This is a genomic window from Paenibacillus mangrovi (assembly GCF_022898935.1).
Taxonomy (GTDB): Bacteria; Bacillota; Bacilli; order Paenibacillales; family Paenibacillaceae; genus Paenibacillus_AQ; species Paenibacillus_AQ mangrovi.
Window position 1 is genome coordinate 97607 of record NZ_JALIRP010000011.1, and the last position, 14225, is coordinate 111831.

12 protein-coding genes and 2 other annotated features are annotated in these 14225 nt (G+C 50.0%); of the genes, 11 read left to right on the forward strand and 1 reads right to left on the reverse strand.

The window, feature by feature from the left end:
• Window positions 1-19: 19 nt before the first annotated feature.
• The 3 genes from rimI to MUG84_RS22265 all read left to right on the forward strand — a co-directional run bounded on the left by rimI (window position 20) and on the right by MUG84_RS22265 (window position 3976).
• Window positions 20-538: a ribosomal protein S18-alanine N-acetyltransferase gene (gene rimI, locus MUG84_RS22255; RefSeq protein WP_244729059.1), complete on the forward strand. Its 519-nt coding sequence runs from the start codon at window positions 20-22 to the stop codon at window positions 536-538.
• Window positions 538-1587, forward strand: a complete 1050-nt coding sequence (gene tsaD, locus MUG84_RS22260; RefSeq protein ID WP_244729061.1) for a tRNA (adenosine(37)-N6)-threonylcarbamoyltransferase complex transferase subunit TsaD — start codon at window positions 538-540, stop codon at window positions 1585-1587. The genes rimI and tsaD overlap by 1 nt, the downstream gene beginning before the upstream one ends.
• Window positions 1588-1680: 93 nt before the next feature.
• Window positions 1681-1947, forward strand: a binding site (T-box leader).
• A gap of 51 nt (window positions 1948-1998) precedes the next feature.
• Window positions 1999-2279: a binding site (T-box leader), on the forward strand.
• A gap of 146 nt (window positions 2280-2425) precedes the next feature.
• Window positions 2426-3976 carry a 2-isopropylmalate synthase gene (locus MUG84_RS22265; protein WP_244729063.1) on the forward strand — a complete coding sequence of 517 codons (1551 nt, stop codon included), beginning with the start codon at window positions 2426-2428 and terminating at the stop codon, window positions 3974-3976.
• A 504-nt stretch (window positions 3977-4480) separates the two neighbouring features.
• On the opposite strand, the gene MUG84_RS22270 is transcribed toward MUG84_RS22265, so the two are convergent.
• Window positions 4481-6430, reverse strand: a complete 1950-nt coding sequence (locus MUG84_RS22270) for an ABC-F family ATP-binding cassette domain-containing protein (protein WP_244729066.1) — start codon at window positions 6428-6430, stop codon at window positions 4481-4483.
• Window positions 6431-6850: 420 nt separating this feature from the next.
• Between MUG84_RS22270 and MUG84_RS22275 the strand changes: the two genes are divergently transcribed.
• The 8 genes from MUG84_RS22275 to MUG84_RS22310 all read left to right on the forward strand — a co-directional run bounded on the left by MUG84_RS22275 (window position 6851) and on the right by MUG84_RS22310 (window position 14213).
• Complete coding sequence (locus tag MUG84_RS22275; RefSeq protein ID WP_244729068.1) at window positions 6851-7459, forward strand: 5-formyltetrahydrofolate cyclo-ligase; 609 nt, start codon at window positions 6851-6853, stop codon at window positions 7457-7459.
• Window positions 7440-7907 carry a cyclic pyranopterin monophosphate synthase MoaC gene (moaC, locus tag MUG84_RS22280; protein ID WP_244729070.1) on the forward strand — a complete coding sequence of 156 codons (468 nt, stop codon included), beginning with the start codon at window positions 7440-7442 and terminating at the stop codon, window positions 7905-7907. The genes MUG84_RS22275 and moaC overlap by 20 nt, the downstream gene beginning before the upstream one ends.
• Window positions 7908-7952: 45 nt before the next feature.
• Window positions 7953-8438: a MogA/MoaB family molybdenum cofactor biosynthesis protein gene (locus MUG84_RS22285; RefSeq protein WP_244729073.1), complete on the forward strand. Its 486-nt coding sequence runs from the start codon at window positions 7953-7955 to the stop codon at window positions 8436-8438.
• 222 nt (window positions 8439-8660) lie between these two features.
• Window positions 8661-8933 carry a twin-arginine translocase TatA/TatE family subunit gene (gene tatA / locus MUG84_RS22290; RefSeq protein ID WP_425313262.1) on the forward strand — a complete coding sequence of 91 codons (273 nt, stop codon included), beginning with the start codon at window positions 8661-8663 and terminating at the stop codon, window positions 8931-8933.
• Window positions 8934-9037: 104 nt separating this feature from the next.
• Window positions 9038-9823 carry a twin-arginine translocase subunit TatC gene (gene tatC / locus MUG84_RS22295; protein WP_244729075.1) on the forward strand — a complete coding sequence of 262 codons (786 nt, stop codon included), beginning with the start codon at window positions 9038-9040 and terminating at the stop codon, window positions 9821-9823.
• Window positions 9824-10209: 386 nt separating this feature from the next.
• Complete coding sequence (gene groES, locus MUG84_RS22300) at window positions 10210-10491, forward strand: co-chaperone GroES (protein WP_244729077.1); 282 nt, start codon at window positions 10210-10212, stop codon at window positions 10489-10491.
• Between the two features lie 59 nt (window positions 10492-10550).
• On the forward strand, window positions 10551-12179 hold the full coding sequence (gene groL / locus MUG84_RS22305) for a chaperonin GroEL (protein ID WP_244729080.1): 1629 nt from the start codon (window positions 10551-10553) through the stop codon (window positions 12177-12179).
• Between the two features lie 186 nt (window positions 12180-12365).
• Complete coding sequence (locus MUG84_RS22310) at window positions 12366-14213, forward strand: ABC transporter ATP-binding protein (protein ID WP_244729082.1); 1848 nt, start codon at window positions 12366-12368, stop codon at window positions 14211-14213.
• The last annotated feature ends 12 nt before the right edge of the window (window positions 14214-14225 follow it).

Below are 14225 nucleotides of genomic sequence, written 5' to 3' on the forward strand. Positions count from 1 at the left end.
AGGGAGTCTGTCATAAGTCATGGAGCAGGAGCTGTACCCGAGTAATGAAGGTCTGACCTTCCGCCAAATGGCGCTGGAGGACATCCCGGACGTGATGGTGATCGAGCACGAAGCCTTCACGCTTCCCTGGACAGAGGAGGCTTTCCGGAACGAGCTGACACAAAACCATTTTGCAAGGTACATGATTATGCAGTACCTGGGTCAGCCGGTTGGATATGCGGGCATGTGGACCGTGATCGACGAAGCGCATGTCACCAATATTGCCGTTCTGCAGGCATACCGCGGACGCAAGTGGGGGGAACGCCTTCTGCGTGAACTCATGAAAACCGCGGCGCAGCTCGGAATGGAGCGGATGACACTCGAGGTCAGAGTATCGAATGATGTTGCACAAAACTTATATCGTAAAATGGGATTTAAGCCTGCAGGGCTCCGCAAAGGTTATTATTCGGACAACCAGGAGGACGCCATGATCATGTGGGCGGATCTGTCTTGGCGCGGCAGCGCTTATGGCAGTGAGGAAGGAAGCGAAGCGTACTGATGAGTGAATTTCATAATAATGAACATGAACCCTGCTATATTCTGGCCGTTGAGACCAGTTGCGATGAGACTTCCGTTGCCGTCGTGAAGGACGGCAAAGAGGTGCTCAGTAACCTGATCGCCAGCCAGATTGAAACCCATAAAGCTTTTGGCGGTGTTGTGCCGGAAGTTGCGTCTCGCAAACACGTGGAGAATATTACGCTGATGCTGGAAGAAGCTGTGAAGAAGGCGGGTATCGGCCTTCAGGATATATCAGCAATAGCCGTTACGCAGGGACCGGGATTGGTCGGCGCTCTGCTGGTTGGCGTTGTTGCAGCTACCAGCTTGGCAATGGCGCTGGATAAGCCGCTCATTGGTACCCACCATATTGCGGGGCATATTTATGCGAATCGCCTGGTGGCCCATCTTGAGTATCCATGTATGGCGCTGGTCGTTTCCGGAGGACATACCGAGCTTGTATACATGAAGTCCGAAGGGAGCTTCGAGGTCATCGGCCGCACTCGTGATGATGCCGTGGGCGAGGCTTATGATAAAGTCGCACGCGCCATTGGTTATCCATATCCCGGAGGACCGCATGTGGACCGTCTTGCACTGGAAGCGGAGGAAGCCGTTGATCTTCCGCGTGTATGGCTCGAGCCCGATTCCTACGATTTCAGCTTTAGCGGTCTGAAATCGGCTGTACTTAATGTCGTCAATCAGCGTAAGATGCGTGGAGAGCCGCCTATGGAAGGCGCCATTGCACGCGGATTCCAGGAATCGGTCGTGGAAGTGCTCGTTACTAAAGCCATCCGTGCAGTCAAAGCCTATAGTGCCAAGCAACTGCTGCTCTGCGGCGGCGTAGCTGCCAACCGCGGCCTGCGCAGGGAGCTCGAGCGGAAGTGCCAGGAGGAAGGCATAGAGCTTATTATTCCACCGTTTGAGTATTGTACAGATAATGCAGCCATGATTGGGGCTGCGGCTTATCTGAAGTGGAAGGAACGAAAATTTACGGGCCTGAACATGAAAGCCATGCCGCAATTCTCGCTGGAGGAATGGTCGGTGCAGGAATAAAAGGGCGCTGGTTTGGACAACATCTTGGTAAATACCTGTTGACAGCATTTGGCTCAAAACCTTATAATCGTTTCAAATTCAAATGAATACTTGATAAACGCAATGAACAGGAGCAGTAGGGATCCGGGATATTAGAGAACTGCGGGGTGGTGCAACGCAGTCGAAGGAACCTGCAACTCGCCTGGAAGCGGAGCAGTGGAAATGCCGGATGCTAATCCGGGCCGGTCTGTGCACACCGGACAGTATACTGCTACGGTCAGCCACCGTAAGAGGCTTTGAGGGGTTTCTCGAATTCCGAAATTGGAAGAAGAGAAGCAACAAGAGTGGTACCGCGAAGGTGAACAGCCTGTCGTCTCTTGATTACAAGAGATGGCAGGCTTTTTTGTTTTCAAACATTGATCATTCCATATACCAAACGCGATGAACGGGAGCAGTAAAAGGATTTCTGACTTGGCAGAGAGCTGCGGGTAGGTGCGACGCAGCGGCAGAATCCTTTGAATCTCGCCCGGAAGCGGAGCGGTGGATACGAAGCAATTCGGGTACACCGCATAACGGCTTGCCCCCGTTACAGGGATGCTCCAGATCTGAAGTTTGATGATGTGGAGAATGAGGAGGGTGCTTACGATCCGGCAAGGACGGTGAGCGCCAAGAAGAGTGGTACCGCGGAGGGTGAACAGCCCGCCGTCTCTTGATGACAAGAGATGGCGGGCTTTTTGGTTTGTATGCTTTTATGTGATCTGCATACAGCCTTGCTGCCGGCAGCAGTGGGCGGGTGAAGCGAAGAAGCCGTAAGTCGACGTACGGTTTCTCAGAAGAACAACTTAAGGAGGATCATCCCATGACCGATAAAAAAAGAATCCAAATTTTCGATACGACGCTGCGTGACGGAGAGCAGGCACCAGGTGCCAGTGTGAAGCCGGAGCAAAAAATCGCCCTCGCCGCGAAGCTGATCGAGCTGGGTGTGGATGTCATTGAGCCGGGTTTCCCGATTTCGAGTCCCGGCGAGTTTGCCGCGGTGCAGGAGATTTCTCGCCGGTTCCAGCAGGTGGAGATCTGCGGCTTTGCCCGCGCTGTCAAAGGAGATATAGAAGCTGCCGTCAAAGCGACCCAGGATGCCGCGCGCCGGCGCATCCATCTGTTCATTTCTTCCTCGGATATTCATCTGCAGCATCAAATGCGCAAAACCCGGAAGGAAGCAGTAGCCTTGGCACGGGAGATGACCGCGTACGCCAGGCAATTCTCGGACGTCGTTGAATTTACGGCCATGGATGCAACACGCACCCGGATCGAGGATCTGATCGAAATGGTGGAGGTGGCCATTGAAGAAGGGGCCTCCATCATCAATCTGCCGGATACGGTTGGCTATGCTCTGCCGCTGGAATATGGCGAGATGTTTCGCCGTGTCCGCGAAGAAGCCAGAGGTGGCAAGACCGTGCAGTACAGTGCCCATTGCCACAATGATTTGGGTCTTGCGGTAGCCAACAGCTTGGCTGCCATTCAAAACGGAGCCTCCCAGGTGGAAGTGACCGTAAACGGGATCGGTGAAAGGACAGGGAACGCTGCTTTAGAGGAACTGGTCATGGCGCTCGAAACGAGAGGCGACGCCTTGGGATACACGACAGGTATCACAATCGATAAGCTGTACGAAACCTCACGGATGATTAGCGGGGCCATGCATTTTCCGATGGCTTACAACAAACCCATCGTAGGACGCAACGCCTTCCAGCATGAATCCGGCATTCACCAGGATGGTTTACTGAAGGACCGCAGCACATACGAAATTATGAATCCGGATAAAATGGGCATTCCGCGCAGCATGATCATTCTCGGCAAGCACTCTGGACGCCATGCTCTCCGGGACCGTCTGGCTCGTTATGGCATCGAAATCCAAGGGGCAGAGTTGAACCAGTTCTACAACGTATTTAAGGAAGCAGCAGATCACTTGAAGGTTGTCAGCGATAATCAGCTGCTGCAGATGGTCAGCCAATCGCTGGGCAGACCTACGCAGGTATATGAGCTCGGGGATGTTCAGGTCGTTGCGGGCAGCGCATCCAATCGGGTGGCGGCAGTAACCCTGCGTCATCTTCATGAGAACCGCGAGACCTCCCATTCAAGTATGGGGAACGGGCCTCTTGAAGCTGTGATTGCGGCAATCAGCCAAGGCATTGATGCTGAGATTACGTTTGGCGATCTGGAGCTCCACTCCTTAAGCGGCGGCGAGGATGCCCACGCTGAGGCGGCGGTGAGTGTTGAGCGGAAGGGGAAAACCTACCGGGGAACCGCCGTTCATCACGATATCGTTATGGCGGCCGGTCTGGCTTATGTAGCAGCCTGCAACAGCGCGGTGCTGTCGGCAGAGGATGAGGAGCAGCCGCTGCAAGTCAATTAACATCGGAAAATGGTAAGTGCAATATGGCAGTATGCCACCGATTTATTTCGACATGAGAATAAAGGCTGCCTTACAGGCGGTTGCCGAAGTGAGCCCTCACTTTAAGTAAAGTGAGGGCTTTTTTTACAGCATTCGACAAACTTTTTGTCAAGTTGTGGACAAGGTTATCCACATATCAGAGCAAATTTGTGTACAAATTGACGTTTGGGGCGAAAACTGTTGGTTTATAAGGGTTTTGAAAACGGGGATAGTATTTACATTTTCATAAAGCAAAAACTGTGGATAATGTGAATAAATTAGTGGATAAAAGTGGATGCAGCTATAAAATCTTAATTTAATCATAAAAAAATGGCCCCAGGGGCCATTTTTTGAACAAGGTTATGCACTATTTATGTGGATAAGCTTGTGTACAAGATTCTTTTTCGAAAAATAAAAAAATTTTGTGAATTTGACAAATTACATTTCCTTGATCTCAAAGGCCTATACTTTAAGACCCAATCCGGATTATTCGCTGGCGAGCAGCTCCCATTCGGCGAAGACTTCATCCAGCTCTTTCTTTTTGGTCTCCTGCTCCTGTTGATGCTTCTGAAGCGCCATATAGTCCTGATAGACCTCGGGCCTCGTCATCTCGGCCTCCAGTTCAGCAATAACCGATTCGAGCTGCTGAATTTGTTCCTCCAGAGCAGCGATCCTGCGCTGGCGGCTGCGCTCTTCGCGTTTGGCCTGCTTGTCGGCTTCAAAAGAATTAACGCCAGCTTTGTCAGCCGTTTCGGCAGGATTCTCCTGCTTTGACACCTTAGCGCCGGCCGCTTCGAGAGCCTCTTTCGACAATTCCTCAAGTTCCAACTTTTTGGCGGTATAATCGTCATAATTCCCTAGGAAATGTTCCACTCCCTTCGGATGGAGCTCAACGATTCTTTCGGCCATTTTATTGAGGAAGTAGCGGTCATGGGAAATGAAAAGAAGCGTTCCCTCGTAATCCATCAGCGCCGATTCTAAGACCTCTTTGCTGAATAGATCCAGATGGTTGGTCGGTTCGTCGAGAATCAGCATGTTGGCTTCAAGCAGCATTAGCTTGGCGAGCGCGACGCGCGCCTTTTCTCCGCCGCTGAGCGCAGCGATTTTTTTCAGGACGTCTTCTCCGCTGAACAGGAAGTTGCCGAGCACCGTACGGATTCGGGCTTCTTCCAAATGAGGGTACTGACTCCACAGCTCCTCCAGTACCGTATTGGACGGATTGAGGTTCGTCTGTTCCTGGTCGTAATACCCGAGCTTCACTTTCGTTCCCCATTGAATCGTACCGGATTCCTGGCGGAAGCTTCCGAGCAAGCATTTGAGTAGAGTAGATTTGCCTATTCCGTTCGGACCGATGAGAGCCACGGTTTCCCCGCGGTGCAAATCGAAAGATACATGATCAAACAGCTTATGCGGAGGGGAGAAGGAAACGGCAAGATCATTTACCTGCAGCACATCCTTACCCGACATATACTCCACGTCAAAAGAGAAGCTGGCTTTTTTCAGATCGCCCATCGGCTTGTCCAGACGGTCGATTTTCTCGAGTGCCTTGCGACGGCTTTGGGCCCGTTTGGTGGTCGAGGCTCTGACAATATTTTTCTGGATAAAATCCTCCATGCGGGCAATTTCATCCTGCTGTTTTTCATATTGCTTCATGGCTGATTCGTATTCGGCTGCCTTGAGATCGATATAACGGCTATAATTGCCAGTGTAACGCCTCGACTGATGGCGCTCGATTTCCACGATGGCTGTGACCAGCCGGTCGAGGAAATAACGGTCGTGGGAAACGACCAATAGCGCGCCGGAATAGGAACGCAAATAATCTTCAAGCCACGTCAGCGTGGCAATGTCCAAGTGGTTGGTCGGTTCGTCCAGCATGAGAATGTCCGGAGCCTGCAGCAGAATACGGGCGAGCGCCAAACGTGTTTTCTGGCCACCGCTGAGGGTCGAGATCGATGTATCCGGTGCGAAGCTGCCAAAGCCCATGCCATGGAGCACGCTTCGAATTCGGGTTTCCATCTCGTAACCGCCATGATCCTTGAACCAGTCGGAGCGCATGGCGTAACGATCGAGCAGCTCCTGATATTTTTTGGGATTGTCCATCTGGTCCGGATCCGCAATTTGCTGCTCGAGTAAGCGGAGCTCTTTTTCCGCTTCAATTAATGGAGAGAACACGTTCATCATTTCTTCCCAGATGGTGCGGCTCGATTGGAGTCCGCTGTTCTGGGCGAGATAGCCGATCGTCGTTTCCTTGGATTTATAAATTTGTCCGCCATCGTACGAGATTTCACCGGCAAGAATCTGAAGAAGGGTGGATTTACCGGCGCCGTTGACCCCGACAAGTCCGACGCGCTCCCTTTCCTGAATCTGCAGATTGATTCCCTCGAGTACGGGCTCGATTCCATATAATTTTCTGATTCCGCTTGCTTGCAGCAGCATGAACTGACTAACCCCCGTCTATGACGGAATGAAATCAAGAGAAAGAAGCTTGATTCCTTCCATCTAATATTTATGAATAAAAGAAAAGTTGATCATTGCAATTTACAATATGAATAATCCCAGTTTACATGAAATATGAAGAATTCGCGACTTGCAAGGCAGGACTTCGGATCAATCTTGGCGAAAATGGAGCAACAGTGGTAAACTAAGAGCAAACTGAACCTGCAGGCTCTGCAGAAGTTCATGAAGCGACGAAAATTTTGCCAGATGTAGATCAAAAATGATGTACTCATTCTAGATATGGCTCCACGATGAACATAAATGAATCATGAGAAAATATGAAAGTTTACTTTTTTGAGGGAAGGCAGCTGTTTTTACCCAATGAACGGCGAAAATGCCACAATACAGGAAATAAAAGCATTGCTTCGCACCCGAATGGCCGAAGTTCGCGGTGAACTACAAGCGGCGCAGCACCAGACCTGCTCATTGAAAGCATGCGATCATGCGGCGGCTTGGCTCAACAAGAAGAGCATCCGCAGCATATTGATTTACGTGCCTTTTCGCAGCGAGCTGGACACGAAGCCTCTCATCCAGGAAGCATGGCAGGCTGGCATTGAAGTATATGTGCCCCGCTGCCGGCGGGAGGACTGCTCAATGACGCTTCACCGATTGAAGCATTGGGACGAGCTGAGTGCAGGTGCATACGGTATTTTGGAGCCTGATCCGAGGAAGTCTCCCGCTATGCCGGAAGATTTTGTGCCGGAAGTTGTCATTGTGCCGGGGCTTGCTTTTGACATGATAGGCGGAAGATTGGGGTACGGCGGCGGTTATTACGACCGGCTGCATGAACGCTTCTCGCTCCTTGGCACGTCAGATAACTTGCCGGTATGGGCCGGTATCGGATACGGCATTCAAGTGATCGAGAAGGTTCCCATGGAAAGAATGGATGCACGTCTTCAGGTTCTGATTACGGAGCAGGATGTATATGAATTGAACAAGGAGGCTGAAGATGGAACTGACGCATTTTAACGAACAGGGTCGGGCGAAGATGGTGGATGTTTCGGACAAGGAGGTCACTTCGCGGACGGCCGTTGCGCAAACAATGGTGAAAATGGCCCCGGAAACGCTCGCGTGTATTAAGGAAGGGAAGATCAGGAAAGGCGATGTGCTTGCCGTGGCTTCGGTAGCCGGCGTTATGGCAGCCAAAAAAACATCCGACTGGATTCCGATGTGCCATCCGCTGCCGCTGACGGGCATCGATATCCATTTTGCGGACAACGGCAATGATGAGCTTTATATAGAAGGAACTGTGAAGACGACAGGCAAGACTGGGGTAGAGATGGAGGCCTTGACGGCCGTTTCCGCTGCAGCCTTGACCGTTTATGATATGTGCAAAGCGCTGCAAAAGGACATGGTTATCGGACCGACGATGCTCAAATCCAAGACCGGCGGGAAAAGCGGCGATTATCATAGATAGACCGTTTATAAACCAAACAGATGCGTAGGGTGGAGGGGTGATATCATGGTGTGGAAAACAGCGATCTTGACGGCAAGCGATAAAGGATCAAGAGGTGAGCGTGAAGATACAAGCGCCCAGGTTATCCGGGAGCTGGTGGAGGAGGAACTTGGCGGGGAAATTGTGGAGTACCGGATTGTACCCGACGAACAAGATGATATTATCGCATCACTCATTGAACTTACGGATTATTTTCAGGCGGATCTGGTGCTGACAACGGGAGGAACAGAATTGGCGATCCGGGATGTAACCCCGGAAGCGACAAGAAGGGTCATTGAGCGGGAAGTACCTGGCATGGCAGAAGCCATGAGAGTGACGGTCATGCAGAAGAACCGGGGAGCGATGCTGTTCCGAGGCATTTGCGGTATCCGCGGCCGGACGTTGATCGTCAATCTGCCGGGAACGCCCAAAGGAGTGCATGAAAACCTGGCAGCCATAATGGATCAACTGCCGGAGGCGCTCCTAATGGTTACGGGACAGTTCCGCCAATAGTCAGAAAATGAAAATTCCTTTGTTTTTTTTAAAATTGTCACACTTATTTGATTTTGTTGTGATTTGAGTTATGGTATGATGTGTTTGTGGCAAAATTTTGTCTAAATTAAAAGAATATAATGTCTTTTCAATAACAACGTGTGATTCTCTTTGCGCAATAAATCTAAGAGCAACAGACAAGCTTCTTGTTTAAGAATAAAGCAACAGAGAGGAGAATTCGATATGCTGAACGGTATTGGCGTACCCGGAATTATTTTGCTGGTGATTTTGGCGTTACTCTTATTCGGGCCGAACAAGCTTCCTGAGCTCGGACGTGCGGTAGGACGTACCTTCCGTGAATTCAAGGACGGAACACGTGAAATCCTTGGTGAAGATGATGCTGCTGCTCGCAAGAGCGAACCGGCTAAACCGCTGGCCGTTGCTCCGGTTGAAGCACAGGTTGCAGCTCCGGTAGCTTCGCAGAGCACTGCTGACAACAAACGTCTTCCCGAATAGTTCTTTATTGTAAAGAAAATAGGCTGAATGGATTGTGGAATCCCTTCCGTGCGGGGAGGGATTTTGTTTTGTCCGCAGGGCAGAAGAGATAGGATGGTGACAGAATGTCTGATAATCAGGGAGAAATGTCGATTGTCGATCACCTTGGGGAGTTGCGGAAGCGCATCATTTACATTCTGGTCGTTCTGCTGGTGGGCCTGATCATCGGCCTGGTCTGCGCCAATCCCATTTACAAGTATCTGATCAGCGTGGACACGGCCAAGAACTTCCAGCTTAATGCTTTTGCGTTCTGGGACGGCATCGGTATGTATATGAAAATCGCCATGGTTGTGGCGCTCGTATTGACCATTCCGTTTACAGCGTACCAGCTGTGGGCGTTTGTGAGTCCCGGTCTTCGTGAGGTCGAACGCAAAGCGGCTCTCCGGTATGTTCCTTACGCATTTATTTTATTTGTGATCGGTATGGCATTCGGATATTATGTGGTTTTCCCGATGGCGCTGGGCTTCACGACGACCATCACGAAAAATATGGGACTGGCGGAAACCTACGGTATTTCCCAATATTTTAACTTTATGTTCACACTGGTCGTGCCGATCGCGCTGCTGTTCGAGCTACCGCTGATCGTCATGTTCCTGACCAAGCTGAGAATCTTGAATCCACGCAGGCTGCGTAAAATGCGTAAGATGTCTTATTTTGCGCTGGTGTTCATCGCTGTGGTCATTACCCCGCCGGATTTCATTTCAGATTTTCTGGTGACGATTCCGCTGCTGCTGCTCTACGAGTTTAGCGTGTACCTGTCCTCGGCGGTGTACCGGAAACAGCTCGCGGCCGATGAAGCGGCCGATGAAGCGGCCGAAGAGAGATATGCGTTTCCTGCTAACCTGGAATAATCAACATTTTCATAGGATGAGAATCATCCATACATGATCAAGAGCAATCTTCTCCGCCGCGGGAAGAAGGCTCTTTTTCTTTTTAAAAGAGAAGAGTCTCTCTTCTAAATTTTATTTGCGTTTCTCTGGCATATTTTAAAATGGGGTGGATAGAATGATGGAGTATGAGTAAAGAAAGCTTGCTCAGCTGAGGAAGGACAAGCCCTGGTTCATGCAATTGAAAAAGTGCGGAATTCTTTGAAAAATACATTAAGAGGACTTGAAATCTGTGCCCAAGTTGAGTATCATAAAAGTGGTTGTTAGCACTAGAGGTTGTCGAGTGCTAATACATAACGACAACAATGCTGTTACAGAATCACAACATATTAACAAGGAGGCTATTTTTCATGATCAAACCTTTAGGTGACCGCGTATTGGTAGAACCGATCCAACAAGAGGAAACAACTTCTTTCGGGATTGTCCTTCCGGACTCTGCAAAAGAGAAGCCGCAAGAAGGTAAGATTATCGCTGTTGGCGGCGGAGCTGTAAAAGACGGAGTGCGCGTTCCTTTGGAAGTCAAAGAAGGCGACCGTGTTCTTTTCTCCAAATATGCCGGAACAGAGATCAAGTATGAAGGTAAAGAATATCTGATTATGAAAGAAAGCGACATTCATGCAATCGTAGGCTAAGGCCTGAACATAGGATCAAGCGAAATACCAACACTATTTTATGGGAGGTTTTTATCAACATGGCAAAAGATATCCGTTTCAGTGAAGATGCACGCCGCTCCATGCTGCGTGGTGTAGACGCTTTGGCTAACGCTGTAAAAGTGACGCTCGGACCTAAAGGCCGCAACGTCGTTCTTGAGAAAAAATTCGGCAGCCCGCTCATTACTAATGACGGTGTGACGATCGCAAAAGAAATCGAACTGGAAGACGCTTTTGAAAACATGGGCGCTCAGCTCGTTAAAGAAGTAGCTACCAAGACGAACGATGTTGCCGGTGACGGTACAACGACTGCAACAGTTCTGGCTCAAGCCATGATCCGCGAAGGTCTGAAAAACGTAACTGCAGGCGCTAACCCTATGGTTGTCCGCAAAGGTATCGACAAAGCGGTTAAAGCAGCTGTTGCTGAACTGAAAAACATCGCGATCGCGGTTAACGATAACCAAAAAATCGCTCAAGTCGCTGCAATCTCCGCTGCTGACGAAGAAGTGGGCCAACTGATCGCTGAAGCGATGGAAAAAGTGGGCAACGACGGCGTTATCACAGTCGAAGAATCCCGCGGATTCAACACCGAGATGGAAGTCGTGGAAGGCATGCAGTTCGACCGCGGTTATGTATCTCCTTACATGATCACCGATACGGACAAAATGGAAGCCGTTCTGGACAATCCATACATCCTGATCACCGACAAGAAAATCTCCACAACGCAAGAAATCTTGCCATTGCTTGAAAAAATCGTTCAACAAGGTAGACCGCTTGTGATCATCGCTGAAGACATCGAAGGCGAAGCTCAAGCTATGCTGGTTGTGAACAAACTGCGCGGAACATTCAACGCTGTTGCCGTTAAAGCTCCTGGCTTCGGTGATCGTCGTGAAGCTATGCTGCAGGATATCGCTGCCCTGACTGGCGGCCAAGTGATCACTGAGAAGCTCGGTCTTGATCTGAAGAGCGCTACCATCGATCAATTGGGTAACGCACGTCAAGTGCGCGTAACCAAAGAAAACACGACCATTGTGGACGGAAGTGGCGACAAATCCGATATCACAGCTCGTGTGAACCAAATCCGTGCGCAGCTGGAAGAAACAACTTCCGAGTTCGACAAAGAAAAACTGCAAGAGCGTCTGGCTAAACTGGCTGGCGGCGTAGCGGTTGTCAAAGTTGGCGCTGCAACCGAAACTGAACTGAAAGAGCGCAAACTGCGCATCGAAGACGCCCTGAACGCAACCCGCGCTGCGGTTGAAGAAGGTATCGTTTCCGGTGGTGGTACTGCCCTCGTGAACGTATACAATGCCGTTGCTGCTGTAGACGTGACTGGCGACGAAAGAACAGGCGTGAACATCGTTCTCCGCGCTCTGGAAGAGCCAATCCGCACCATCGCAGCTAACGCTGGCCAAGAAGGTTCCGTCATCGTGGAACGTCTGAAAAAAGAAGAAGTTGGCGTAGGCTACAACGCTGCGACTGACGAGTGGGTAAACATGTTTGAAGCTGGAATCGTTGACCCTGCGAAAGTAACCCGTTCTGCTTTGCAAAACGCGGCTTCCGTAGCGGCTATGTTCCTGACTACCGAGGCAGTCATTGCCGACAAGCCAGAACCAGAAAAGCCAGGCATGCCTGATATGGGCGGCATGGGCGGTATGGGCGGCATGATGTAATAAGGGGACTAAAACCCTGTAATATCAATATTTTAAAGGCTCCCGCGAGGGAGCCTTTTTCTATAAAATCACGAAAAAATCACATTTTTCATCTCTGCTATCCGACCACATTTCCGGCATCATACAGGTACCTTATTATCAAGTCAATAGATGATCAAACAATTCATAATCATAGGGGGATGACCCATGTCCAAAATGTATGGGGGAGGCATGCCGGGTGCGGGCTTTGGCCGGATGAAATTCGATGACGGCCAGCAGAAGCCCAATATTTCGAAGGCCATGCTGCTGCGCATTTTCAATTATTTCAAGCCGTATTGGAAACAGACCATGCTTGTGCTGTTTATACTGTTGGTTTCGTCTTTATTGGGGCTGTTGCCGCCCATTCTAATTCAGCGGATCGTCGATCATGCGCTTCCGGACAAAAATATGAAACTTCTGGTGGAGCTGGTGCTGATTTCGCTGGGAACCACGGTCGTGGCAGGACTGCTGGGCGTATGGCAGAGCTATTTAAATTCATTTATCTCTCAAAGCATCGTTTACGATATGAAAAATCAGATGTACACCCATTTGCAGCGGATGCCGCTGCAGTTTTTCTCCGCCGTCAAGCAGGGGGAAGTCATTACCCGGATGACGAGCGATATTTCAGGCATTCAGGGCGTTTTCAATAGTACGGTGATCAATTTTGCCAGCAATCTGTTCGTGCTTTCCACCACGGTCGCCACGCTTGTCATCATGAACTGGAAGCTTGCCATCATTGGCATATTGATCGTGCCGTTGTTTATCATACCAACAAGAAAAATGGGCAACGTGCGATGGAAGCTGGCCAAGCAGACGCAGGAAAAGATGTCTGAACAGAACCATATCATTCAGGAAACGCTGAGCATCAGCGGTTATTTGTTAATGAAGCTGTTCACGCGGGAAGAGAAGGAATATGACAGCTTCAGAATCATTAACGGGGAATCGGCACGGCTTCAGATCCGGGAATCCATGGCCGGCCGCTGGTTCATGATGATTTTGTCTACTTTTACGAGCCTGGGACCGATGCTTATTTATCTCTACGGAGGTTATCTGTTTATCCATGGGGAAATTACCGTCGGAGCGATTATTAGTTTTGTGGCGCTGCTGAGCCGGATTTACGGTCCTTTTGGTCAGATGACGAATCTGTATGTGGATATTAAAAGATCGGTTGCGCTGTTTGAACGTATTTTTGATTATTTTGATATGAAGCCGGGGATTGTTAATCGCCCTGATGCCCAGGCGGTGGAGTTGACCAAACAGGATATCGTTTTCGAAGACGTATGTTTTGCGTATCAGAAGGATAAACAGGCCCTGGAGGACATTTCGTTCACCGCGGCCTCAGGCACGATGACCGCCCTCGTCGGCCCGAGCGGAGCCGGAAAAACGACCATCACCAACCTGATTCCGCGGCTTTACGAGATCGATTCCGGAAGCATCCGAATCGGAGGAACGGATATTCGCGACATGACGCTGGAATCCCTGCGCTCACAGATTGGTCTCGTCACCCAGGATAGCTATCTGTTCAACGGGACGATCAGGGAGAATTTGCTGTACGCCGGCAGCGAAGCAAGCGAGGAGGATATGGTCAAAGCCTGCAAAGCGGCGTATATTCATGATTTTATCATGGAACTTCCGGATGGTTACGACACGGTCGTCGGGAATCGGGGAATCAAGCTGTCCGGAGGCGAGAAACAGAGAATTTCCATTGCGAGAGTACTATTGAAAAACCCGTCCGTCATTATTATGGATGAGGCCACTTCATCGCTGGACACGGCATCGGAATATTATATTCAAAGAGCGATGCATCTCCTACTGCAGGACAAAACCAGCATCGTGATCGCTCACCGCCTCTCCACGATCATGGCCGCCGATAAAATTCTGGTCGTGAAGGATGGAGCCATTATTGAAGAAGGAAATCATGAGGAACTTTTGCTGAAAAACGGGGTTTATACCGATCTTCACAGCAAGCAGTTTGAACGAAAAGCATTCAGCATGGATTCGCAATCGCCTATATGACATTTGTCATAC

What these genes read in the sequence shown, in the direction of transcription:
- rimI (WP_244729059.1), top strand. Translation starts at nt 20, where the DNA reads ATGGAGCAGGAGCTGTACCCGAGTAATGAAGGTCTGACCTTCCGCCAA.
- tsaD (WP_244729061.1), top strand. Translation starts at nt 538, where the DNA reads ATGAGTGAATTTCATAATAATGAACATGAACCCTGCTATATTCTGGCC.
- MUG84_RS22265 (WP_244729063.1), top strand. Translation starts at nt 2,426, where the DNA reads ATGACCGATAAAAAAAGAATCCAAATTTTCGATACGACGCTGCGTGAC.
- MUG84_RS22270 (WP_244729066.1), bottom strand. Translation starts at nt 6,430, where the DNA reads ATGCTGCTGCAAGCAAGCGGAATCAGAAAATTATATGGAATCGAGCCC.
- moaC (WP_244729070.1), top strand. Translation starts at nt 7,440, where the DNA reads ATGGAACTGACGCATTTTAACGAACAGGGTCGGGCGAAGATGGTGGAT.
- MUG84_RS22285 (WP_244729073.1), top strand. Translation starts at nt 7,953, where the DNA reads ATGGTGTGGAAAACAGCGATCTTGACGGCAAGCGATAAAGGATCAAGA.
- tatA (WP_425313262.1), top strand. Translation starts at nt 8,661, where the DNA reads ATGCTGAACGGTATTGGCGTACCCGGAATTATTTTGCTGGTGATTTTG.
- tatC (WP_244729075.1), top strand. Translation starts at nt 9,038, where the DNA reads ATGTCTGATAATCAGGGAGAAATGTCGATTGTCGATCACCTTGGGGAG.
- groES (WP_244729077.1), top strand. Translation starts at nt 10,210, where the DNA reads ATGATCAAACCTTTAGGTGACCGCGTATTGGTAGAACCGATCCAACAA.
- groL (WP_244729080.1), top strand. Translation starts at nt 10,551, where the DNA reads ATGGCAAAAGATATCCGTTTCAGTGAAGATGCACGCCGCTCCATGCTG.
- MUG84_RS22310 (WP_244729082.1), top strand. Translation starts at nt 12,366, where the DNA reads ATGTCCAAAATGTATGGGGGAGGCATGCCGGGTGCGGGCTTTGGCCGG.